The 23,914-nt window shown below is 69.6% G+C and carries 13 protein-coding genes; 3 read left to right on the forward strand and 10 right to left on the reverse strand.

Features of this window, described 5'->3' with window-relative positions:
• Positions 1 to 96: 96 nt before the first annotated feature.
• The 3 genes from fadD32 to AC0KTM_RS26005 all read left to right on the forward strand — a co-directional run bounded on the left by fadD32 (position 97) and on the right by AC0KTM_RS26005 (position 8,952).
• Entirely contained in the window at positions 97 to 1,995 is a 1,899-nt protein-coding gene (gene fadD32 / locus AC0KTM_RS25995; protein ID WP_225329183.1) for a long-chain-fatty-acid--AMP ligase FadD32, read from the forward strand.
• Between the two features lie 103 nt (positions 1,996 to 2,098).
• A complete protein-coding gene (gene pks13, locus AC0KTM_RS26000; protein ID WP_472417568.1) occupies positions 2,099 to 7,378 on the forward strand; it encodes a polyketide synthase Pks13 in 5,280 nt (1,759 codons plus the stop codon).
• An 8-nt stretch (positions 7,379 to 7,386) separates the two neighbouring features.
• On the forward strand, positions 7,387 to 8,952 hold the full coding sequence (locus AC0KTM_RS26005) for an acyl-CoA carboxylase subunit beta (RefSeq protein ID WP_225329208.1): 1,566 nt from the start codon (positions 7,387 to 7,389) through the stop codon (positions 8,950 to 8,952).
• Here the strand turns inward: AC0KTM_RS26005 and AC0KTM_RS26010 are convergent.
• The 10 genes from AC0KTM_RS26010 to AC0KTM_RS26055 all read right to left on the reverse strand — a co-directional run bounded on the left by AC0KTM_RS26010 (position 8,949) and on the right by AC0KTM_RS26055 (position 23,914).
• Positions 8,949 to 10,727 (reverse strand): acyl-CoA dehydrogenase family protein, encoded by a 1,779-nt coding sequence (locus AC0KTM_RS26010; protein ID WP_472417065.1) that lies wholly within the window; start codon positions 10,725 to 10,727, stop codon positions 8,949 to 8,951. The two genes, AC0KTM_RS26005 and AC0KTM_RS26010, sit on opposite strands and share 4 nt — an antisense overlap.
• Before the next feature lie 10 nt (positions 10,728 to 10,737).
• Positions 10,738 to 11,379 carry a Crp/Fnr family transcriptional regulator gene (locus AC0KTM_RS26015; protein WP_472417067.1) on the reverse strand — a complete coding sequence of 214 codons (642 nt, stop codon included), beginning with the start codon at positions 11,377 to 11,379 and terminating at the stop codon, positions 10,738 to 10,740.
• A gap of 7 nt (positions 11,380 to 11,386) precedes the next feature.
• Positions 11,387 to 11,842 carry an FHA domain-containing protein gene (locus AC0KTM_RS26020; protein ID WP_472417069.1) on the reverse strand — a complete coding sequence of 152 codons (456 nt, stop codon included), beginning with the start codon at positions 11,840 to 11,842 and terminating at the stop codon, positions 11,387 to 11,389.
• Between the two features lie 18 nt (positions 11,843 to 11,860).
• Positions 11,861 to 12,376, reverse strand: a complete 516-nt coding sequence (locus AC0KTM_RS26025; RefSeq protein ID WP_472417071.1) for a hypothetical protein — start codon at positions 12,374 to 12,376, stop codon at positions 11,861 to 11,863.
• Positions 12,377 to 12,559: 183 nt separating this feature from the next.
• Positions 12,560 to 15,769: an arabinosyltransferase domain-containing protein gene (locus tag AC0KTM_RS26030; RefSeq protein ID WP_472417073.1), complete on the reverse strand. Its 3,210-nt coding sequence runs from the start codon at positions 15,767 to 15,769 to the stop codon at positions 12,560 to 12,562.
• Positions 15,766 to 19,092 carry an arabinosyltransferase domain-containing protein gene (locus AC0KTM_RS26035; RefSeq protein WP_472417075.1) on the reverse strand — a complete coding sequence of 1,109 codons (3,327 nt, stop codon included), beginning with the start codon at positions 19,090 to 19,092 and terminating at the stop codon, positions 15,766 to 15,768. The genes AC0KTM_RS26030 and AC0KTM_RS26035 overlap by 4 nt, the downstream gene beginning before the upstream one ends.
• A 57-nt stretch (positions 19,093 to 19,149) precedes the next feature.
• Positions 19,150 to 19,773 (reverse strand): maleylpyruvate isomerase family mycothiol-dependent enzyme, encoded by a 624-nt coding sequence (locus tag AC0KTM_RS26040; protein ID WP_472417077.1) that lies wholly within the window; start codon positions 19,771 to 19,773, stop codon positions 19,150 to 19,152.
• Positions 19,770 to 20,258, reverse strand: coding sequence for an SRPBCC family protein (locus AC0KTM_RS26045; protein WP_238955554.1), 489 nt, complete (start codon positions 20,256 to 20,258; stop codon positions 19,770 to 19,772). Before AC0KTM_RS26045 ends, AC0KTM_RS26040 begins: the two co-directional genes overlap by 4 nt.
• Positions 20,255 to 20,578, reverse strand: coding sequence for an ArsR/SmtB family transcription factor (locus AC0KTM_RS26050; RefSeq protein ID WP_238955555.1), 324 nt, complete (start codon positions 20,576 to 20,578; stop codon positions 20,255 to 20,257). The genes AC0KTM_RS26045 and AC0KTM_RS26050 overlap by 4 nt, the downstream gene beginning before the upstream one ends.
• A 57-nt stretch (positions 20,579 to 20,635) precedes the next feature.
• Positions 20,636 to 23,914 carry an arabinosyltransferase domain-containing protein gene (locus AC0KTM_RS26055; protein ID WP_472417079.1) on the reverse strand — a complete coding sequence of 1,093 codons (3,279 nt, stop codon included), beginning with the start codon at positions 23,912 to 23,914 and terminating at the stop codon, positions 20,636 to 20,638.

Here is a 23,914-nt window from a genome sequence, read left to right on the forward strand (position 1 = left end):
CGGGAGCCGGCCTAGAGAACGAAATGTCGGCGGAGCCGACCTAGACAACAAACGTCGGCGTAGCCGACCAGATAACAGGTGTGACAGGAGAGCGGCATGGCGTACCACAACCCGTTCATCGTGAATGGAAAGATCAAGTTCCCCGAGAACACGAACTTGGTCAAACACGTTGAGAAGTGGGCGCGGGTGCGTGGCGACAAGCTCGCCTACCGGTTCCTGGACTTTTCCACCGAGCGCGACGGCGTCGCCTGCGACATCTCCTGGTCGGAGTTCAGCGCCCGCAACCGCGCCGTGGGCGCCCGGCTGCAGCAAGTCACCCAGCCCGGTGACCGCATCGCCGTGCTGTGCCCGCAGAACCTGGATTACCTCATCGCGCTCTTCGGCGCGCTGTACGCCGGGCGGATCGCGGTGCCGCTGTTCGACCCGAGCGAGCCGGGCCACGTCGGCCGCCTGCACGCCGTGCTCGACGACTGCACCCCCTCGACCATCCTGACCACCACCGAGGCCGCCGAGGGTGTCCGCAAGTTCATCCGCGCCCGCGCGGCCAAGGAGCGGCCCCGCGTCATCGCCGTCGACGCGGTGCCCAGCGAGGTCGCGTCCACCTGGGAGGCGCCCGAGGCCGACGAGAACACCATCGCCTACCTGCAGTACACCTCCGGCTCCACCCGCACCCCGACCGGTGTGGAGATCACCCACCTGAACCTGCCCACCAACGTGCTGCAGGTGCTCAACGGCCTGGAGGGCAAGGAGGGCGACCGCGGCCTGTCCTGGCTGCCGTTCTTCCACGACATGGGTCTGATCACGGCGCTGCTGTCGCCGGTGCTCGGGCACAACTTCACCTTCATGACGCCGGCCGCCTTCGTGCGCCGGCCCGGCCGGTGGATCCGGGAGATGGCGCGCAAGCCCGACGACGCCCCGGACTGCGAGGTCTTCACCGTCGCGCCGAACTTCGCGTTCGAGCACGCCGCGGTGCGCGGTGTGCCCAAGGAAGGCGAGCCGCCGCTGGACCTGAGCAACGTCAAGGGGATCCTCAACGGCAGCGAGCCGGTGTCCCCGGCGTCGATGCGCAAGTTCTACGAGGCGTTCTCCCCGTACGGCCTGCGCGAGACCGCGATCAAGCCCTCCTACGGGCTGGCCGAGGCGACGCTGTTCGTCTCCACCACGCCGATGGACGAGCCGCCCACGGTCATCCACGTCGACCGCGACGAGCTGAACAAGCAGCGTTTCGTCGAGGTCGCCGCCGACGCCCCCAACGCGGTGGCGCAGGTTTCGGCCGGCGTCATCGGCGTCGACGAATGGGCCGTCATCGTCGACCCCGAGACCGCCAGTGAGCTGCCGGACGGTCAGATCGGCGAGATCTGGTTGCACGGGAACAACCTGGGCATCGGCTACTGGGGCAAGGAAGAAGAGACCAACGACGTCTTCCGGAACATCCTCAAGTCGCGGATCAGCCAGTCGCACGCCGAGGGCGCCCCGGACGACGGGATGTGGGTCAAGACCGGCGACTACGGCACCTACCACAAGGGCCACCTCTATATCGCGGGTCGCATCAAGGACCTGGTCATCATCGACGGCCGCAACCACTACCCGCAGGACCTCGAGTACTCGGCGCAGGAAGCCAGCAAGGCGCTGCGCACCGGCTACGTGGCCGCGTTCTCGGTGCCGGCCAACCAACTGCCGCAGGAAGTTTTCGACAACCCGCACACCGGCCTCAAGTACGACCCGGATGACAGCTCCGAGCAGCTGGTGATCGTCGCCGAGCGCGCCGCCGGCTCGCACAAGCTGGACTACCAGCCCATCGCCGACGACATCCGGGCGGCCATCGCCGTGCGCCACGGCGTCACGGTCCGCGACCTGCTGCTGGTCCAGGCGGGGACCATCCCGCGGACCTCCAGCGGCAAGATCGGGCACCGCGCCTGCCGCGCCGCCTACCTCGACGGCAGTCTGCGGAGCGGAGTCGGATCCCCGACGGCCTTCGCCAACTCGACGGACTGAATTTCTGAGGACCATGGCTGACACTGAGCACCCCGAACACGAAACCCCGGGCCCTGACGGGGAGGTGCCCGCGCCCGCCACTGAGGCCGCCAACAAGGCCGAGATGACCGTCCCCGAGATGCGCCAGTGGCTGCGCAACTGGGTGGGCAGGGCGGTCGGACGGTCACCGGACGACATCGACGAGTCGGTGCCGATGGTCGAGCTGGGCCTGTCCTCGCGCGACGCGGTGGCGATGGCCGCCGACATCGAGGACATGACCGGAGTCACGCTGTCGGTCGCGGTGGCCTTCCAGCACCCGACGATCGAGTCGCTGGCCACCCGCATCATCGAGGGCGAGCCCGAGATGCCCGATGACGACCTGGCCGGCGCGGACTGGACCCGCACCGGTCCGGCCGAGCGCGTCGACATCGCGATCGTGGGACTGTCCACCCGGCTGCCCGGCGACATGAACAGCCCCGACGAAACCTGGCAAGCGCTGATGGAGGGCCGCGACGCCATCACCGACCTGCCCGAGGGCCGCTGGTCGGAATTCCTCGAGGAGCCGCGCATCGCCGCGCGGGTTGCGACGGCTCGCACCCGCGGCGGCTACCTGAAGGACGTCAAGGGCTTCGACTCCGAGTTCTTCGCGGTCGCCAAGACCGAGGCCGACAACATCGACCCGCAGCAGCGGATGGCGCTGGAGCTGACCTGGGAGGCGCTCGAGCACGCCCGCATCCCCGCGTCGTCCCTGCGCGGCGAGGCCGTCGGCGTGTACGTGGGCTTCTCCAACAACGACTACCAATTCCTGGCGGTCTCCGACCCGACCGTCGCGCACCCGTACGCGATCACCGGAACGGCCAGTTCGATCATCGCCAACCGGGTGTCCTACTTCTACGACTTCCGCGGCCCGTCGGTGGCGCTGGACACCGCCTGCTCGAGCTCGCTGGTGGCGACGCACCAGGCGGTGCAGGCGCTGCGCAACGGCGAGTGCGACGTCGCGGTCGCCGGTGGCGTCAACGCGCTGCTGACGCCGTTGGTGACGCTCGGTTTCGACGAGATCGGTCAGGTGCTTTCGCCCGACGGCCGGATCAAGTCCTTCTCGTCGGACGCCGACGGCTACACCCGCTCCGAGGGCGGCGGCATGTTCGTGCTCAAGCGGGTCGACGACGCCCGCCGCGACGGCGACCAGATCCTGGCCGTGATCGCCGGCAGCGCGGTCAACCACGACGGCCGGTCCAACGGCCTGATCGCGCCCAACCAGGACGCCCAGGCCGAGGTGCTGCGCCGGGCCTACAAGGACGCCGGCATCGATCCGCGCACCGTCGACTACATCGAGGCGCACGGCACCGGCACCGTCCTGGGTGACCCGATCGAGGCCGAGGCGCTGGGCCGCATCGTCGGGCGCGGCCGTCCCGCCGACCGTCCGGCGCTGCTGGGCGCGGTGAAAACCAATGTGGGACACCTGGAGTCGGCCGCCGGCGCGGCCAGCCTGGCCAAGGTGGTGCTGGCGCTGCAGCACGACAAGCTGCCGCCGTCGATCAACTTCGCCGGGCCCAGCCCCTACATCGACTTCGACGGCATGCGCTTGAAATTCGTTGACAGCGCGACGGATTGGCCGCGCTACGGCGGTTACGCGCTGGCCGGGGTGTCCAGCTTCGGCTTCGGTGGGGCCAACGCGCACCTGGTCGTGCGCGAGGTCCTGCCGCGCGACGTGGTGGAGCGCGAGCCCGAGCCAGCCCCGCAGGCCGAAGCCGCCAAAGCCGCCGAAGCGGCCGAGGCCCCCACGCTCGAAGCCCACTCGCTGCGGTTCGACGACTTCGGCAACATCATCCCCGACGCCGATGCGCCCGACGAAGACGAAGAATACGAGCTGCCCGGCGTGACCGAAGAGGCCCTGCGCCTCAAGGCGATCGCGCTGGAAGAGCTTGCCGCGCAAGAGGAGTCGGAGCCGACCAAGCCGCTGATCCCGCTCGCGGTCTCGGGCTTTTTGACCTCGCGCAAGAAGGCCGCGGCCGCCGAGCTCGCGGACTGGATGGAAAGCCCGGAGGGGCAGGCGTCGTCGCTGGAATCGATCGGCCGGGCGCTGTCGCGGCGCAACCACGGCCGCTCGCGCGCGGTGGTGCTGGCCCACGATCACGAAGAGGCCGTCAAGGGCCTTCGGGCGGTCGCCGAGGGCAAGCAGCGGCCGAACGTGTTCAGCGTCGACGGCCCGGTGACCAGCGGCCCGGTCTGGGCGATGGCCGGTTTCGGTGCGCAGCACCGCAAGATGGGCAAGAACCTCTACTTGCGCAACGAGGTCTTCGCCGAGTGGATCGAGAAGGTCGACGCGCTGATCCAGGACGAGCGCGGCTACTCGGTGCTCGAGCTGATCCTCGACGACTCGCACGAATACGGCATCGAGACTTCCAACGTCGTCATCTTCGCCATCCAGATCGCGCTGGGCGAGCTGCTCAAGCATCACGGCGCGAAACCCGCTGCGGTGGTGGGTCAGTCGCTGGGTGAGCCCGCGTCGGCCTACTTCTCCGGCGGCCTGTCGCTGCGGGACGCCGCCCGGGTGATCGCCTCGCGCTCGCACCTGATGGGCGAGGGCGAGGCCATGCTGTTCGGCGAATACATCCGCCTGATGGCGTTGGTGGAGTACTCCGCCGACGAGCTGAAGACGGTCTTCGGCGACTTCCCCGGCCTGGAGGTGTGCGTCTACGCCGCACCCAGTCAGACCGTGATCGGTGGTCCGCCCGAGCAGATCGACGCGATCGTCGCCCGCTGCGAGGCCGAGGGCCGCTTCGCCCGCAAGCTGCAGACCAAGGGCGCCGGCCACACCTCGCAGATGGATCCGCTGCTCGGCGAGTTCTCCGCGGAACTGCAGGGCATCAAGCCGATGAGCCCCACCGTCGGGATCTTCTCGACGGTGCACGAGGGCAGCTACATCAAGCCCGGCGGCGAGCCGATCCACGACGTCGCGTACTGGGTCAAGGGAATGCGGCATTCGGTCTACTTCACGCACGGCGTCCGCAACGCCGTCGACAGCGGCCACACCACGTTCCTCGAACTGGCGCCCAACCCGGTGGCGCTGATGCAGATCGGCTTGACCACCGCGGCCGCGGGTTTGCATGACGCCCAATTGATTCCGACGCTGGCCAAGAAGCAGGACGACGTCGAGTCGATGACCTCGGCCATGGCCCAGCTCTACGTCCACGGCCACGACCTGGACATCCGGACGCTGTTCACGAGGGCGCAAGGGCCCGAGGATTACGCGAACATCCCGCCGACGCGGTTCAAGCGCAAAGAGCACTGGCTGGACGTGCACTTCTCCGGCGACGGCTCGGTGATCATGCCGGGGACCCATGTCGCGCTGCCGGACGGCCGGCACGTCTGGGAGTACGCGCCGCGCAACGGTGAGACGGACCTGGCCGCGTTGGTGAGATCGGCTGCGACACAAGTCCTTTCGGATGCCCAGTTGGTGGCCTCCGAGCAGCGCGCGGTGCCCGGCGCGGGCGCCCGGCTGGTGACGACGATGACCCGGCATCCGGGTGGCGCCTCGGTTCAGGTGCACGCCCGCATCGACGAGTCCTTCACCCTGGTCTACGACGCGCTGGTGTCGCGGGCCGGGCAGAGCGTGGCCGCGTTGCCGACCGCGGTGGGCGCGGGTGCGGCAATTGCGGCCGCCCCCAGCACGATTGGCGCGCCCGAGCCGGCGGCTCCCGAGGCCGAGGAGACCGACGCCGAGACGCTGTCGGACAGCCTGACCAACCGCTACCTGCCGTCCACCGTGGGCCGGTGGTCGCCGGACTCCGGTGAGACCATCGGCGAGCGGCTGGGCCTGATCGTCTCGGCGGCCATGGGCTACGAGCCCGAGGACCTGCCGTGGGAGGTGCCGCTGATCGAGCTCGGCCTCGACTCGCTGATGGCGGTGCGGATCAAGAACCGCGTCGAATACGACTTCGACATGCCGCCAATCCAATTGACGGCGGTGCGCGACGCCAACCTGTATGCCGTCGAGAAGCTGATCGAGTACGCGGTCGAGCACCGTGACGAGGTCCAGCAGCTGCACGAGCACCAGAAGACGCTGACGCCCGAGGAGATCGCCAAAGAGCAGGCCCAGCTGCTCAGCGGGGCGACCCCGGCGTCGGTCGCCGCCCCAGCACCGGACCCGCAGGCCGAGCCCGAGACTCAGCCGGCGCCAGCGTCGTCCCCGGATGCGCCGATCCCGCCGCCGCCGACGGATCCGTCCGGCCCGGCCGCGGCGACCAACGGTGGCCAGCCGAACCTGGCGGGAGCGCTCAGCCAGGAGGCGGTGGCCAAGGCGCTGAATTCCGATGTGCCGCCGCGCGATGCCGCCGAGCGGGTCACCTTCGCCACCTGGGCGATCGTGACGGGCAAGTCGCCGGGCGGCATCTTCAACCCGCTGCCCAAGCTCGACGAGGACACCGCGGCCAAGATGGCGCAACGACTCTCGGAGCGCGCCGAGGGCACCATCACCGCCGAGGACGTGCTGACGTCGGAGACCATCGAGGCGCTGGCCGAGAAGGTGCGCGACTATCTGGAGGCCGGCACCATCGACGGCTTCGTCCGCACCATCCGGGCGCCCGAGAACGACTCGCAGGTACCGGTGTTCGTGTTCCACCCGGCCGGCGGGTCGACCGTGGTCTACGAGCCGCTGCTCAACCGGCTGCCCGCGAACACCCCGATGTACGGGTTGGAGCGGGTGGAGGGCACCATCCAGGAGCGGGCCGCGCAGTACGTGCCGAAGCTGCTGGAAATGAACGACGGCAAGCCGTTCATCCTGGCCGGGTGGTCGCTCGGCGGTGCCCTGGCGTATGCGTGCGCGATCGGGTTGAAGCGGGCGGGCGCCGACGTGCGGTTCGTCGGGATGATCGACACCGTGCGCCCCGGCGAGGAGATCCCGCAGACCAAGGAGGAAACCCGCAAGCGCTGGGACCGTTACGCGAAGTTCGCCGAGCGCACCTTCAACGTCGAGATCCCCGCGATTCCCTACGAGCAGCTCGAAGAGCTCGACGACGAGGGGCAGGTCAAGTTCGTCTTGGACATCGTGCAGCAGAGCGGCGTGCAGATCCCGGGCGGCATCGTCGAGCACCAGCGGACGTCGTACCTGGACAACCGGGCGCTCGAGACCGTCGTGATCGAGCCGTACGACGGCCACGTGACCCTCTACATGGCCGACCGCTACCACGATGACGTCATCGAGTTCGAGCCGCGCTATGCGATCCGTCAGCCCGACGGCGGCTGGGGCGAGTTCGTCGCGGACCTGGAGGTGGTTCCGATCGGCGGCGAGCACATCCAGGCCATCGACGAGCCGATCATCGGCAAGGTGGGCGCGCACCTGGCCGAGGTGCTGAATAAGGTGGACGCGGAAACCACCCAGACAAGTGAGGTAGGCAAGTAGTGACGGAGATGGCGCCGGCTCCCATCCAGCACACCACAGCCGAGAAGCTGGCCGAGCTCCATCGCCGCCTGGAACTGGCGCAAGAGCCCGGCGGCGAGAAGGCCGTCGCCAAGCGCGACAAGAAGGGCATCCCCAGCGCCCGCGCCCGCGTGCACGCGCTGGTCGACCCGGGCACCTTCCTGGAGACCGGTGCGCTGGCCAAGACGCCGAACGACCCGAACGCGCTCTACGGCGACGGGTGCGTCACCGGGCACGCCATGATCGACGGCCGGCCGGTCGGGGTGTTCTCCCATGACCAGACGGTCTTCCAGGGCACCGTCGGCGAGATGTTCGGCCGCAAGGTCGCCCGGCTGATGGAGTGGTGCGCGATGATCGGGTGCCCGATCATCGGCATCCAGGACTCCGGTGGCGCCCGGATCCAGGACGCGGTCACTTCGCTGGCGTGGTACGCCGAGCTGGGCCGCCGTCACGAGGCGCTGTCCGGCCTGGTGCCGCAGATCTCCCTGATCTTCGGCAAATGCGCTGGGGGAGCGGTGTATTCGCCGATCCAGGACGATCTGCTGGTCTCGGTGCGCGACCAGGGCTACTTCTTCGTCACCGGCCCCGACGTGATCCGCGAGGTCACCGGCGAGGAGGTCACCCTCGACGAGCTCGGTGGCTCCGACGCGCAGGCCCGCTACGGCAACATCCACCAGGTGGTGAACTCCGAGGCCGAGGCGTTCGCATACGTGCGCGACTTCCTGTCGTTCCTGCCGTCGAGCACCTTCGGCAAGCCGCCGGTGGTCAACCCCGGCCTGGAGCCGGAGATCACCCCGACCGACCTGGAGCTCGACTCGATCGTGCCCGACTCGGACAACATGGCCTACGACATGCACGAGATCCTGCTGCGGATCTTCGATGACGGCGACTTCCTCGACGTCGCCGCGCAGCACGGGCCCGCCATCATCACCGGCTACGCCCGGGTCGACGGCCACCCCGTGGGCGTGATCGCCAACCAGCCCATGTACATGTCCGGGTCGATCGACAACGAGGCCTCCGACAAGGCCGCGCGGTTCATCCGGTTCTGCGACGCGTTCAACATCCCGCTGGTTTTCGTGGTGGACACGCCCGGATTCCTGCCGGGTGCCGAGGAGGAGAAGCGGGGCATCATCAAGCGCGGCGGGCGGTTCCTCTACTCCGTGGTGGAGGCCGACGTGCCCAAGGTGACGATCACCGTCCGCAAGTCCTACGGCGGCGCCTACGCCGTGATGGGCTCGAGACAGCTGACCGCCGACTTCAACTTCGCCTGGCCCACCGCGCGCATCGCGGTGATCGGCGCCGAGGGCGCCGCGCAGCTGCTGATGAAGCGCTTCCCCGACCCGACAACCCCCGAGGCGCAGCAGATCAAGAAGGACTTCATCGAGGGCTACAACCTCAACATGGCGATCCCGTGGACCGCCGCCGAACGCGGCTTCATCGACGCGGTCATCGACCCGCACCAGACCCGGCTGCTGCTGCGCAAGTCGATGAAGCTGCTACGGGACAAGCAACTGTGGTTCCGCACCGCGCGCAAGCACGGGCTCATCCCGATCTAGTCCTCGAGCCGCAGCGCCCCGTCGACAAGTTCGTCGAAGCGCTCCAGCGCCTCGTCGGAGTCGGCGTCGATCCCGCGCAGCGCCCCGCGATCGGCGAGATACCGCTGCGCGTAGAGCCGAGCCACCAGCCCCTTGCGCCCGCCGCCGCGGGTGGCGCGCTCCCAGGCGGCCTGCTCGACGAGCAGCGCGCCGCCGTAGACGTCGCCCATGAACTGGGCCAGCCCGAACAGCCGCGCCTCGGCCAGCTCGCTGTCGAGTTTGGACCACGCGGTGATCGCCGCGTCGAGGTCCTCGATCCGGCCGGCGACCAACCGGGTGGCTTCGTCGTCGTCGGCGACGGACACGGCATCGCGTAGCCGCGCCAGCAGCGTCTCGTGCGCGCGGGTTTGCTCGATCCCGCGGCGCACGTCCAGGCACAGGATGTTGTCCGGGCCCTCCCAGATGGTGTTGACCTGCGCGTCGCGCAAAAGCCTTGCCACCGGCCAACTCTCGATATAGCCGTTGCCACCGTGGATCTCGATGGCGTCCGACGCCGCGGTGATCCCCAGCCGGCACACCTTCAGCTTGGTGACCGGCACCGCGATGCGCTGCCGCAGGCTGCGCGGCTGGCGATGGTTGGTGGCGCCGGTGCCGTCGAACACCAGCGCCTGGGCGGCCTCGACATCGACGATCAGCTCCGCGAGCTTGCGCCGCATCAACGGCTTGTCGATCAGCGCCCCGCCGAAGGCCCGCCGCTGCCGCGCGTAGCACAGCGACTCGACCAGGGCCCGGCGGGCGTTGCCGAGCCCGAACAACGCGATGCCCAGCCGCGCGGCGTTGGTCAGCTCCATCATGCGGCCCAGCCCCTTGCCGTCGGAGGGGCCGGATTCGGGGTTGGGTTCGCCGGACAGCAGGAACGCCTCGGCGTCGACGAACTCGACCTCGCCCGAGGCCACCGAACGGGTGCCGAGTTTGTCCTTCAGGCGCCGGACCCGCACGCCGTTGCGGGAGCCGTCGCGGCGGGTGCGCAGCACCAGGAAATTGGCGACGCCCCGCGAAGAGTCCGGCGCGCCTTCGGGTTTGGCCAGGACGACGAACGCCTCCCCGGCGCAGTTGGACGCAAACCACTTGAACCCGTTGAGCAGCCACGAGTCGCCGTGGCGTGTGGCGGTGGTCTCGAGCGCGCCCAGGTCGGAGCCGCCGGTGCGCTCGGTGAGCAGCTGCGCCGTCTCCCCGGCCCACTCGCCGGAGGCGAATTTGGCCAGCACGTGTTCGGCCACGTCGGGCGGCGCGTAGGCCGCCACCAGCGACTGCACCATGCCGCCGCCGGTGCCCAACGCGCACCCCATGCCGATATCGGCTTGATTGAGCAGATAATTCGACGCGAACAGCGTCAGGGACGAGCTCATCTTCGCCTCGCGCGCCTCGGTCCGCAGCGCCCGCTGGGCGTCCAGGACGGCCCGCTTGGACTGCGTGAACGACGTCGGCATGACCACCTGGCTGACGTCGTGACCCCATCGGTCGTAGCGCTCCAGCCGCGGCGGGTTGCGGTCGGTCTCCTCGGCCCACCGCGCCACCGGGCCGCCCATCAGCTCGCCGATGCGCGTCAGATGGCGCTCGGCCAACTGCAGCTCGTCGGGCTGCAGGTAGTACGCCATGGTGAACTGCAGCGTGGGATCGGTGCTGTACCAATTGAGACCGACGGCGCCGCAGTAGTTCTCCGTCGCGTAGCGCTGCGATTTTTCCTCGGTGGAGAACGGCAGCCTGTCCACCGCCTCTACGGCGTAGTCGCTCATGGGGGAGACGCTACGCGCCGAGCCGATCGTCATGCGGTAGCGCGCAGTCGACGGCCCCGGCGCGGCGGGCCAGCGCGTCTGGGTTGAGGATCAGAACGGTTTTGCCTTTCAACGAGATCCAGCCGCGTGTCGTGAAACTGCGCAGCGCCTTGTTCACCGATACCCGGTCGGCGCCGACGAGCTGGGCCAGCTCGTCCTGGCTGAGTTCGTGGGCCAGGCGCAGCGCGACCCCCTCGCGGGCGCCGAACCGCCTGGCCAGCGTCAACAGCTGGCGGGCCACGCGGGCGGCGACATCGCTGGAAACCAGTTCGACGAGTTGCCGTTCGGCGGCCTGCAGCCGCTGGGTCAGCGCCCGCAACAGCTCTTCGGCCAGCGCCGGCCGCCGCGCCACCGTCGCGCGCAGGGCCGCGCGGTCCAGCCACTGCGCCCGCACGACCGTGAGCGCCGTGGCGGTGCACGCGCGCGGGGCGGGGTCGAATACGGCCAGCTCGCCGAAGATGTCTGTGGGCCCGAGGATCGCCTGCACGCTGGTGCGGCCCGCGGGGCCACGGAGGCTGATCTTCACCATGCCTTCGACGATCACATAGAGCCGGTCGCCCGGATCGCCCTGGGCGAAAATCGTTTGGCCGGGCCGGAATTCGGAGGTGTACATCGTCGGATCACGGCGTCGGGGCGGTGAGGAAAACGAGCCGGAAATTGCCGACCTGCAGCACGTCGCCGTCGGCCAGCACCGCAGAGTCGACGGGTTCACGGTTGCGATAGGTGCCGTTGAGGCTGCCGAGGTCGACGAGGAGGAATCCGCCGTTCTCGTTGCGGATTTCGGCATGCCGACGGCTGACCGTGATGTCGTCGAGATAGATGTCGCTGGCCGGGTGGCGTCCGGCGGTCATCAGGGGCCGGTTCAGGACGAACGTCGAACCGACGTTGGGACCCCGCTTCACCACGAGCATGGCCGAGCCGCGCTCCAGCGCCGCCTCGGCCACCGCCGCCCTCGTGTCGATTTCCTCGGGGACCGCTTCGGCAGGCAGCGCGGAGCCGCGGAGCGCGGACAGGTCGCCGGTGGCGTCATCTGCCGCGATTCGCTGCTGCCGCGTGTCCCGTTGTGATGCCGACACCGTCGCCCCTCATCCGACCTACGCCCTCACCGGCACGACGAACTCGGAGGTGTAGAACTCCGCCGGGCTCTGCGAGTGGGGGTTGGGTTGTTCGATGATCACCCAAACGCCGGTCGTGCCGGGCCGAACGCTGTCTTGTACAGTCGCGTTCGCACTGCCCGCGCCGTCGGTGTCCAGGCCGGTGAAGGCGGTCCCGGGATCGCCGGGCCCGCACGTGGCGGAGGCCGGGCGGGGCACCTGGATCAGCCCCACGTCGAAATGGGTACCGGGCTCCGGCGCGTCCACCAAATGGACGTCCGCGACCACCCTCGACCCGGCCGTGTGGACGACGGCGTAACCCGTCCCCAGCGACGGGTGGGGCTGCTGCACCGCGAAACTCACCAAACTGAAATCGCAACGCCGAAGTTTGGCGTCGAAAACCACGGTGGTGCCGGCGCCTTCGGCGTCCGCCGTGCCGATGGCGAACGTCGCGGCCGGCCAGACCAGCACCGTGGCCGCGGTGGCGCAGGTTTTCAGCCGTGTCAGCGTGTCCATGGGGGCCACCCTTTTCCGTAGTGTGAACTGGATCACATACGGAATGAGTATTGTCCCGCAATTGGCCGATTCAAACCCTCGGTCGACAATTACTCGGGCGTTAATTCGGTGGGCTATTCGACCAATGAAAAACTGCCGCGGCACGCCATTTAACGTCGCCGACAATAACCTTTTGCGCCGCGGTTAAGGCTTGATGCGGATCTGGCCCGGCGACCACCATCCGGTGCGGGTCGCGGTGCCCAGATCGAGCTGCGCGGGATGCGCGTCGGCGATGGTGTCGAACTTGCGCAGCGACCCCCAGTCGCGGCCCCAGTCGTGGGACAGGTACGTCGACATCACGTGGGCCCGCAGCAGCAGATCCGTGATACCCAGCAGCCCGCCGTTGGTGCCGTCTTCCCAGGTGTCGGTGTCCATCTTCTTGGCCGTGTAGTCCGGCGTGATGCGGAATTTGGGGATCTCGGTGACGCCGTTGACGTGCAGCATCGGCTGCTGGCAGGGGAAGGCCAATCCGACCGCCCAGTCCATCAGCACCGGCTGCGTCGAGCCGACGTACTCCTGCAGCGAGCGCATCTCCGGCACCCGCGGCGGGGTCACCGCGATCCAGTCCTCCGGCGTCAGGGACAGGTCCTCGGCCACCACCCGCACGGCGATCGCGTCCGCGGGCATGTCGGAGCGGGCGAACCGCAGGTTGCGCCAGGCCTTCGGCTGCTCGCCGTTCAGGTCGTAGGGCACCAGCCGCCCGGCGGGCACGATGCCGGCTCCGGCGTCACCCGCGGGCCCGGGCCGGCCGTACTCGAGGACCACGGTCTGCCCGTCGGTGTGGTGGTGCAGCACGCTGTTGCCGGCGATCTTTCCGGCGGCGGACACCACCACGAGCGGATGGCCGGCATCGGGTTTGGGCAACCGGTACCACGCCGAGGTGAGCCTGCTCTCCTGTTGCGCCGCGGTGGTGTAGCTGCCGGCCAGCGGAACCCGATCGGGATCGAGGCCGTAGGGCAGCGGCACCTTCGAACCGTTGACGCCCGGCGCGCTCAGCCTGGTCGGTGCGTCCCAGTCGTAGTCGGTCCCGGGTTGGTTCGGGGTGATCCGAACCGCCTCCGCGACAATGTGTTCGGGCACCCCGTTCGGGCTGAATCCCACCGGGTGCTCACCGCCCAGCGGCCCCAACGGTCCGTAGTTGCCGGGTAGCGGCGCCATATAGCCGACGTTGCTGTCCGGCTCGACGAGGACGTCGTCGGCCAGCCCGCAGCCCCCGCTGAACTCGCGCAAGTTGTCCCAGGCGTTTGAGTAGGTCGGGTACTGGCGCACGATGCCGGCCACCATCGACGCGATGAACACCAGCGCCATGAATCCCGCCGCGATGGGCACCGGCGCGGCCGTCAGCGCCCGGGCCAGCCGGCCCTCCCCGTGGCTGCGCGCCGCGAAATGCAACCAGATCGCGTACAGCACGGCGAGCACGAACAATGCGAAAAACATTGTGCTGACCGAGATTCCGCCGATCTTCGGCATGGTGCTGTTGAACGGGACGCCGTAGCTGGAGACGTACCACCAGCCGTTGGTGGTGGCGAAGCACAGCGCCATCAGGAACAGCACCGCCGCCAGGAACGCCATCCGGTTCCGCGACCACCGCAGCACCGCCGGCGACACCAGCACGGTGGTCAGCGCGGCCATCGCCGCCCCCACCGCGGCGAACAGGCCGAAGTGGTGCACCCACTTGGTGGGCGTGAACATCAGGAAGAACATGGTGCCGAAGATGACGCCCATCAGCCGCCACGCCGGGCCGCGGGCCACACCGGGAACGCGCTTGCGCCGCAACATGATGAACACGGCCGTGAACAGGCACAGCGCGGTGATGAAAAAGCCGAACCGGCGCGACAGCGAGCCGTCGACGGTGGGCAGGATCAGATAGTAGTAGCGCAGGTTCTCCGTGTACCACGCCTGGCTGGGCCCGATCGCGGTCCGAATCCTGGTGGCTTCCAACACCGCCCGCAGCGTTTGGTCGGCGAACACGACGGTCAGGATGACCGTGCCGGCGGCCAGCATGGGCGCCACCAGAGGCCACGTGCCCACCAGGCGATGACGGCGGACCAAGATGCGCAGGATCGGACGGCCACCGGCGACCAACGCGGCCACCGCGATCAGGCCGGTGGGCTGCACACCGAGCGTGAAGGCGGCGGTGATGACCGCCAGCGCCGCGGGAGTCAGCCGGCTGTACCGCATGGAGCGTTCGATCAGGACGTAGGTGACCAGCGAGCCGAGCGCGATGATCGGTTCGGGACGCAGGCCGTTGTCGAACGGCATCCACGCCGTCAGCAACACCATGCCCGCCGCCCAGTTCGCCGGCTTGCTGGCGGCCACCGCGGGCCCCAGTCGCGGCAGCACCTCACGGGAAAGCAACAGCCAGCACACAATTCCGGCGACCAGGTCCGGCAACCGCATCCACAGGCTGGCGTCGCTGACGTGGGTCATCAGCGCCAGGAGGTTGTAGTACCAGCCGAACGGGTCCTCGGGGCTGCCGAACCAGCGGAAGTAGTTCGACATGTAGCCGGCGCGGTCGGCCACCCGGGCCATGCCGAGGATGTAGCCGTCGTCGGACGAGTTCGCCCCGATCACGTGCCAGAGCACGAACCCGAAGATCACCGCGACATCGGCGAGCGTGAACGTGCGCCAGTTCGCCGGAATGAGCCGGCGCATCCGACGTCCATCCAGCTGGTCGAGTCGCCACAACGCGACCAGCGCAACGATGGTCGCCACGATCGCCGCCACCATCGCGACCAGCTTCAAAGTGGTTGGGGTGGTGGAGAACCGGGTGTCGATGGTCGCCGACAGCTTCAACCCGGCCGGCGCCGGGCCGCTCAGGTCGGTGAACACCCCGACGATCTGTGGGCGCAGGTTCGGGTCGGGAAATCCGCCGCCGATCGGTCTGCCCGCCGAATCATTGAGTCCGACAAAGGCGGCGAAGGTGCCGGCTTTTGTCGAAGTGATCTCGATGCGCTGGCATTGGTCAGAGCTTGCCTGCTCCCGAGACACGCTGGCGATCACCACATTGCGGTCGGTGACGTCGACGCGCTTGCCGTTGACGACGACGAACAGCGCGTTGAGCGCGGCGTCCTTGCCCTTCTTGGGCCCGGTGCCCAGGATCACCCCGCCTTCGGGCGGCAGGTCGCGCACCAGCGCGCAGGGCACGGTGGCGGTCATGTCGACCGGGGTCAGCGAAATCAGCGGGGCCGTAACGCTGTTCAGCTGTCCGTTCTGGGGCCAGTTCAGCGCCGCGGTGGTCTGCACGACGGGCAGCAGCGGGGTGGCGACGGACAGCACGAACCCGATCAGGCCGGCAATCGTCGCCACCCAGCGCGTCATTCGCACGTCGTCGCGCATCCTCGGCGCGCTCATGGCAGTGCCCGAATCGGTCCCTGCCGGCTCCAGCCGTGCACTGTCATCACACCCTGTTCGATCACGGCGTCCGGCGCTTGATCAGCCGGCACCAACCGGAAGTACTGCTCCACGGATCCCCAGTCGCGATACCAGTCGCCGCGCAGGTACGTCGAGATCGTCGAGGTGCGCAGCAACGCCTGGGCGAACAGGAACGGCCCGCCCGCCTCGCTGGACTGCCACAGGTTCGACGACGCCGCCGTCTGCTTGCGGTCGGGAAGGATGCGGTACCCCGGAAGTTCGGCAACGCCAAGGTGTTCGGCGAACGGCCGCTGGCACGGGAAGTTGGCCGCGGTCGCGATGTCCATCAACACCGGCGTCTGCGACCCGACCAGCTGCTGCAGGGTTTCCAGCACCGGCACCCGCGGCGGTGTGAACGCGAACCATTGGTCGGAGCTCAGGTTCGGGTCGTAGGCGACGATGCGCGCCACGTTCGCCTCCGGCGGCGCCCAGGTCAGTGGGAAGCGCAGGTTGCGCCATGCCGGCTGGGGGCCGATGTCGATCGGTTGCACCTCGGCCAGCGGCTGGGTGGTGCCGTCCGGGCGGGTGACGCCCCATTGCAGCTTCAGGGATTGGCCGTAGGTGAAGGTGCCGTCCTCTTTGTAGGACCAGATCGCGCCGGCGGCGGAGACCACCACCAACGGCCGGTCGGCGGTACGGGCGGGCAGCTGGTACCAGGCCGAGGTGGCCGTGGCGGCCAGCGAGTTTTCGCCGTAGCTGCCCATCACCGGGGTGCGGGCCGGGTCCAGCCCGAACGGCAGCGCCGCGTGGGAGCCGTTGACCCCGACCGGGCCCTTGCCGCCGGCGGTGCCCGCGGAATCGCTGTAGGCGACGTTGGGCTTGTTCGGGGAGGCGTCGGAGTTGACCAGCCCCGGCTTGGTCACTACCGGGTCGGATTGCAGATCCTCGCCCACGCCTTCGGGTTTGAAGCCCACCGGATTCACGCCGCCGAGCGGACCGTCGGGGCCGAAGGTCTGGCCCGGAGCCGGCGGCAACATGCCGGCGTTGGGGTCGGGTTCGGCCAGCACGTCGTCGGCCATCGCGCAGCTGCTGGGGGACAGCCCCGAGCTGATCGCGGCGAGGTTGGCCTTGCCGGTGGTGTAGAGCGGGTAGCGGAACACCGCGCCCTTGGTCAGCGAGGCGACCTCGCCGACGACCATGATGGTCGCGACCACCAGCAGCGGGGTCGACGCCAGGACGCGGTTGCGCCGGTTGTCCTTGACCTCGGTGTGCCCGGCGTAGTCCATCCGGAAGTGCTGCCAGGCGGCCAGCAGCCCGGTGATGATCGACAGCGTCAGGAACATCGAGGTCACCGGGTGGCTGGCGATGACCGGTTGGATGTCGTACCACGGCACCCCGTAGTTGCCGACGTAGAACCAGCCGTTGATGCCCGAGGTGGCCCAGGCCAGCACGAACAGCAGCGCCGTCACGTACAGCGTCAGGTTGCGGCGGTTGTGCAGGCCGATCCGCGAGCAGGCGAACGCGGTGACCGCGCCCAGCGCCCCGGCCAGTCCCGCGAAGGCGCCGAACTGAATCGCCCACTTCGTCGGGGTGAACGTCACGAGCAGCAGGCCGATCGCCGTGGTGCCGATCAGCCGCCAGGCCGGGCCGCTGGCCACGCCGGGCACGTGGCCGCGGCGCAGCAGGATGACGAGCATCCCGAACAGGCACAGCAGCAGGATCAGCACCGCGAACCGCCGCGCCATCGACCCGTCGGGGTTGGACTCGACGGTGAGGAAGTAATAGCGCAGCCAGTCCTGGTACCAGGCGATCGTCGGCCCGACCTTGTATTTGATGCGGGCCGACTCCAGCACCGTGGCCAGCGTCTGGCTGCGGAACACCACCACGAGGATCACCGAGAGCGACGCCCCGAGTACCGCCAGCGGAGCCAGCAGTCCGTCGGTTGCCCGGCGGCGCCGGATCGTCTGGGCGACGGCCCGGGCCCCGGTCAGCAGGGCGGCGACGGCGATCAATCCCTGCGGCGCCAGCGTCGCGCTCAGCAGCGCCACGACGATGGCCACCGCCGCCGGGGCGAGCCGGCGCAGCGCGATCGCGCGTTCCACCAGCATCCAAGTGATCAGGACCCCGAGGGCGATCAGCGGTTCGGGCCGCAGCCCGTTGTTGAACGGCAGCCAGGCCGCGACGAACACCGCGCCCGCGGTGAAGACGGCGACGCGGTTGGCCGCGAGGCCGCCCCGGCCGGGGCCCAGCCGGCGCAGCATCCAATGGCTGATGATCATCCAGCAGCCGATCCCGGCCAGGGTGGCGGGTAGCCGCATCCAGACGCCGGCCGTGCTCACCGAGGCGAGCTTGGACAGCACCCCGAGATACCAGTCGAAGGGGGCGTCGGTGGTGCCGAAGTAGCGGTAGTAGTTGGCGACGTAACCGGCGCGGGGGGCGACGCGGGCGATGGTCAGGTTGTAGCCGTCGTCCGAGGTGGTGGCGCCGATGACGTGCCACAGCAACAGGGTCGCGATCACCCCGGCGTCGGCGATCCAGGTCGCCAGCCCGACGCGCCGCCAGTTGCCCAGGTGGGTGCCGGGCCGGTACCTGGAGAGCCAGGCGATGGGGGAGCGCCAGTTGAGCAGCGTGCCGCCGCCGCGGCTGCGGCGGTCCAGCACCGCGAGCGCGATGACGGCCGTCAGCACGGAGAGCAGGCCCAGCACCATCACGATCTTCTTGACGGCGGTGGGCGCGGTGATGAATCGGGTGTCGATGTCGACCCGGGCCGACAGCCCGGGCCCGGCCGGCACCTTCAGGTCGGTGAAGATTCCGCCGACCTGTGGCTTCTTCTCGGCCGGCAGGACCCCGGAGGCGCCGGGTATGCCGACGAATTCGGCGCCGGCCGCCCCGACGCCGGCCCAGGCGTGCAGCACGGTGCAGGCCCCGGCGGCGATGGCCGAGCGCTGCGCCACCGCCGCGACGGTGTCGCGGAACGCCACGACGACCACGTCCTTGTTGGCCCGCACGAACAGCCCGTTCTTGCCGGCGTCCATCCCGCCGGGCGGCAGGGTCGAGACCACCAAACCCCCGTTGGCGGGCAGGGTGGCGATGTCCGGGCAGGGAATGGAGATGTCCAGCGCGCGCGGGGCCCCCGACACCAGGGGCGCGGTGATCTGGCTGACGTGCCCGTCCACGGTGCCCTGCGGCCACAGCACCGTCGCCGTGGTCTGCGTCGCCGGGAGCACCGGGACGAGAAGACACAGGAACAGACCCACGACTCCCGCGACCGCGGCCACCGATCGTGGGATCCGCTGCGATCGCTCATTACGGTCGTGGGGCACGAGGCTCGATCGTAAGCGACGCGGCTTTGCGCCATCGGGACGCGGGGCCGCGAATCGTTATCCGCCGAGCCGGTCCGCCAGCGTCGCGTGCCCGGGTCCGCCGAGGTCGGCGAGTGCGGCCGGGCGCCCGGACATCGCCATGAGTAGCGCCTCGCCGGGGCCGGTCACTTCGGGCCCGTCGCCGTGCGTCCACTCGAGGTCGGTGGCGCGCAGGCGCAGACCCCTGATCCGTCGTCCCGCGCCGAGCCTGGGGTTGCCCGGCACCAGGGGAAGGATCCGCGCGAGCCGCTCGGGCGGCACCTCGCGCGGCCGGTCCAGCGCGCGGCGGATGTCCTGGTGATGGATGGTGCCGTCGACGAGCGCGATCATCCCCCCGAAACCCGCTGTCAGGCCGCGTGGTTGGAGGTGGCCGCGCAGGAATTCCAGCAATTGTTGCGGGGTCAGTTTCGCGAATTCGTCGACGCCCACCTGGTTGGCCCGCACCACCCGGCCCTTCGCAAAGCGTTTCAGCAGCCCCAGGGGGCCGAGCTCCTCGTAGCTGATCACATGCGCGACAACGTCTTTCACGCTCCACCGCGTGCACAGGCTGGGCGCCTCCCAGTCCTGCGGCTCAAGCGTGGCCAGGAAGTCGGCCAGGTCCGCCCGCTCGGCGCGGGCCATGGGCATCAGGTCGGCGGTCATCGCGGGTCACCGCCGCTCAACAGGTCGGCGTAGCGGCCCAGGTAGAGCGGCCAGCCCGCGTCGCCGTCGACACCGTCGGCCACCGAGGGCCAGCCCGGCCCGTGGCGGTCGAGATGGCGGTGTTCGACGTCCACCCGGGTGCGCTGGTCGGCCTGCGCGGTGAAGCGGACTTCGACCTCGCTGGTCTTGGCCGGGTCGGCTTCCAGCTGCCACGTCGGGCCGATGTCCCAGCTGAACACCACGCGATGCGGCGGCTCGTAGGCCAGGATGCGCGCCCACCGGCAGACGCTGCCGTCCACGCCGCGGTCGTAGATGTGGCCGCCCACGCGGGGCTCGAACACGGTCTCGGCGATCGGGACGGCGAGCAGGTTGTGCTCGCGCGGCTTGAACGCGCCGAATTGCTGGGTGAAGACCGTGAACGCGCGCTCGATGGCGGCGTTGACGACGACGTGGTGGGTGACGTTGGGCGTCCGCTGGGGTGTCATGTCGATCCTTCGTTGGTCTCGTCGATGGTCCGCGCATAGCCGGCGAGCGCTTGGGTCCAGAACCGGTCGAGGTCGGCGCGGAGCGCCTCGAGACCGGTGGGGTCGAGCTGATAGACGCGGCGGGTTCCCGCGGCCCGGTCGCGCACCAGCCCGGCGGACTTGAGCACCTTGAGGTGTTGCGACACGGCGGGTCTGCTGACCGGCAGGTCGCGCGCCAACTCACCGACCGCCGACGGGCCGTGCGCGAGCCGTTCCACGATCGCCCGCCGCGTCCCGTCCGCCAACGCCAGCCACGCGTCAGCGGTTTGGTAAGTGCTCACGAACCGTAAGCATAGACTTACCGATGGTGCCGCTCAAGGGCCGTGCTCGCGCGGGATCTAGGTCTTGCGCAGCGGCGCCGGGTTCCACAGGCCGCTGCGCGTCGCCGTCCCCAGGAGCAGGTCGGCGGGTTGCGCGCCGGGGTAATACGGCGTCAACCGCTGCAGCGAGCCCCAGTCGCGGGACCAGTCGTCCTTCAAATAGGTGGCCATCGTGGTCGCCTTCGCCAGCAGCTCGGTTACGCCCAGCGGGCCGCCGCCGTTGTTGTCCATCACGGGCGAGTTGGCCTCGGCGCCGAACCGGTCGGGCAGGATGCGCCATTTCGGTGTCTCGTCGACGCCGTTCTGGTGGCCGAACGGTCGCTGACACGGGAACGCCAGCCCGACGAGCCAGTCCAAGAACACCGGGTCGGCGGAGCCCACCACGTCCTGCAGCGTGCGCAGCCGCGGGATGCGCGGCGGTGTCAGCGCGATCCAGTGCTGTGGCGCCAGGTCCTCGTCGTCGGCGACCAACCGAATCTGGGTGGCGTTACGCGGGATTGCCGAGAGCGCCAGGCGCAGGTTGCGCCAGGCCGGGGACGCGCCCACGTCGGCGAATTGGAACGAGCCGCCGGGACGCCCGCTGGCCGCCTGCTCGTCGGTGGCCCACTGCACCTGGACCTCGCGCGGGTCGAAGCGCCCGGACGCGCTCACCACCAGCAGCGGTCCGGCCTGGTCGCGCGCGGGCAGCCGATACCAGCCGGACCGCAGGTGCGCGGGAATCTGGATGCCCGCACGCCAGCTGCCGAGCACCGGTGTGCGCGCGGGGTCGAGGCTGAAGGGCAGCTGGGCCGACGATCCGTTGATTCCCGGCGCGGGGGTGGTGCCGCCCTCGGTGCCCGCCTGGTTGCTGCCGGTCTTCTCCTCGTCGTTGACGAAGCTGCGGTCACCCGGCCGTTCCATCACCGGGTCGGCGCGGACATCGGCGGGAATTCCGTTGGGCGTGAAGGCTTCCGACAGGCCGGCCCCGAGGGCGTCGGCCGCCGAGGCGCCCACCGGCGACAGCATGCCCGCGTTAGGGTCCTGCTCCACCAGCACGTCCTCGGCCAGTCCGCACGTCTTGCCGGTCAGCGCTTGCAGGTTGGAGCGACCGACCGACCACGCCGGATATTGATCGGTCATCGCCAGGGTCAGCGACGCCACCTCGAACACCACCAGCACCCACGTCGCAATTGCCAACGGGGACTGGATGATTCCCGCCACGCGCGCGCCCAGTCGGGTCTTGGCCGGCCCGTTCTCGGGGGCGACGAAGTGGAACCATGCGGCCAGCAGCAGCACCACCACGGTCAGCCCGAGCAGCGCGGTAGCGAAGGCGTAATGCCACGCCGGGAACGCATTCGACCACGGCACACCGAAATTCGAGACGTACCACCAGCCGTTGACGCTGGCGAAGGACAGCGCCACCAAGAACAACACCACGGCCGCGTACACGGTGCGGTTGCGCCGCGACCGCATGGCCACCGCCGTCACCGCGACCGCGGCCAGCGCGCCCAGCGGCCCGGCCAGTCCGGCGAACACGCCGAAGTGGTGGGTCCACTTGGTGGGGGTGAACATCATCGCGACGAAGGAGATGATGCTGATCCCGACGATGCGGCGGCTCGGCCCGGCGGCGGTGCCCGGAATTCGGCCCTTGCGCAACGACATTGCGACCGTGACCCCGAGCGCGAGCACCAGCGCGAGCACGGCGAAGCGGCGGGCCACCGACCCGTCGGGGCTGGCCATGAACAGCCGCTCGTAGCGGATGTGTTCGTCGAACCAACTCAGGCTGGGGCCGACGGCGCGCTTGAGCATGGTGGCCTGGACCTCACCGGCCAGCGTTTGGTCGCGGAAGATCAGGATGGCGGTGACGGTGACCGCGGCCAGCAACGGCAGCGCCAGCGGTAGCGCGCCGAACCGCTTGATCCTGCGGTGCAGGATGGTGCGCAGCGGCCCGATCGCGACCAGCAGGGCGCCGATCGAGGCGATGCCCGTCGGCCCGGAGAACAGGGTCAGCGCCCCGATGATGCACGCGATCGCCACCGGCAGCAGCCGGCTGGTGGCCACCGCGCGCTCCACCGAACACCACGTCAGCAAGATGCCCAGGGCGATGATCGGCTCGGGACGCAAACCGTTGTCGAGCGGGAGCCAGACGGCCAGGAACGTGCCCGCCGCGGTCCAGGCCGCCGCGCGGTTCTGCTTGACCGCATGACCCAGGCGGGGCATGACCTCCCGGCTGATCACCCACCAGCACGTCAGCGCCATCACCAGGGTCGGCAACCGCATCCAGATGCTGGTGGTGCTCACATGAGCCCACAGCGCCAGCAGGTCGTAGTACCAGCCGAAGGGGGCCTCGGGCGTGCCGAACCAGCGGTAGTAGTTGGCCATGTAGCCGGCGTGCTCGGACACCCGGGCCATGGTCAGGATGTAGCCGTCGTCGGAGGTGTTGGCGCCGACGAAATGCCACCACACCAGCACCGCGATGACCAGGGCGTCCAGCCCGCCGAGCGACCACCAGCGCGCGGGCAGGAAGCGGCGGTGCCGGGTGCCGTCGGCGGTGTCGAGCCGGTGCAGCGCGACCAGGGAGGCGGCGGTCAGCACCAGCCCCAGGATCATCGCCGCCATCTTCAGCGGGGTGGGGCTGCTGCTGTAGCGGGTGTCGACGGTCGCCGAGAAGCTCAGCCCGGGGGGCGTCGGTCCGCTCAGATCGGTGAAGACGCCGACGATCTGCGGCCGGAAGTCGTAGCCGCTCTTCTCGCCGCGCAGCGGCGAGCCGGGATGCTCGCTGTTGGGTCCCTGGGTCAGCCCGACGAACTCGGCGGTGACCCGATCGGCGTGCGCGGTGAACGTCAGCCGCTGGCAGGCCGGGCCGAGCACCTGGCTCAGCGGGGCGCTCACCACCGGGACGTTGCGCACCACCAGCACCAGCTCGTCGTTGGCCCGCACGATCAGCAGACCGCGGTCGACGGCCTTGGGCGCCTGCTTGGGCACCGTCGACAGCAACACCGTCTTGCCGGCGTTGCCCCCACCGGTCAGCCCGGCGGCGGCCTGGCACGGGACGGTGATGTTCAGATCGGTGGCCACATAGCCGATCAGGGGCGCCTCGACGCTGCCGAAGGTGCCGTTCTGGGGCCAATTCAGCTGGGCGGTGGTCTGGTCGACCGGCAGCAGCGGGGTGGCGATCGCCAGCAGCACGCCGAGCAGCCCGGCGACGGAAGCAATCAGCCGGGCGATCCGGTGATTGGCTTCCGTGGCTTGCACGGTGCTAGATGCTAGTTCTTCCGCGGTGTGCGGCCCCGTTTGAGGCGTGGTCTCGGTGCTCAT

Source organism: Mycobacterium sp. NTMscope_Eco_3 (genome assembly GCF_976985685.1).

Bases quoted from the DNA above. Each gene is read 5' to 3' on its own strand.
- fadD32 (WP_225329183.1), top strand. From the start codon at position 97: ATGGCGTACCACAACCCGTTCATCGTGAATGGAAAGATCAAGTTCCCC.
- pks13 (WP_472417568.1), top strand. From the start codon at position 2,099: ATGACCGTCCCCGAGATGCGCCAGTGGCTGCGCAACTGGGTGGGCAGG.
- AC0KTM_RS26055 (WP_472417079.1), bottom strand. From the start codon at position 23,914: ATGAGCACCGAGACCACGCCTCAAACGGGGCCGCACACCGCGGAAGAA.
- AC0KTM_RS26015 (WP_472417067.1), bottom strand. From the start codon at position 11,379: ATGTACACCTCCGAATTCCGGCCCGGCCAAACGATTTTCGCCCAGGGC.
- AC0KTM_RS26045 (WP_238955554.1), bottom strand. From the start codon at position 20,258: ATGACACCCCAGCGGACGCCCAACGTCACCCACCACGTCGTCGTCAAC.
- AC0KTM_RS26025 (WP_472417071.1), bottom strand. From the start codon at position 12,376: ATGGACACGCTGACACGGCTGAAAACCTGCGCCACCGCGGCCACGGTG.
- AC0KTM_RS26030 (WP_472417073.1), bottom strand. From the start codon at position 15,769: ATGAGCGCGCCGAGGATGCGCGACGACGTGCGAATGACGCGCTGGGTG.
- AC0KTM_RS26010 (WP_472417065.1), bottom strand. From the start codon at position 10,727: ATGAGCGACTACGCCGTAGAGGCGGTGGACAGGCTGCCGTTCTCCACC.
- AC0KTM_RS26040 (WP_472417077.1), bottom strand. From the start codon at position 19,773: ATGACCGCCGACCTGATGCCCATGGCCCGCGCCGAGCGGGCGGACCTG.
- AC0KTM_RS26005 (WP_225329208.1), top strand. From the start codon at position 7,387: ATGGCGCCGGCTCCCATCCAGCACACCACAGCCGAGAAGCTGGCCGAG.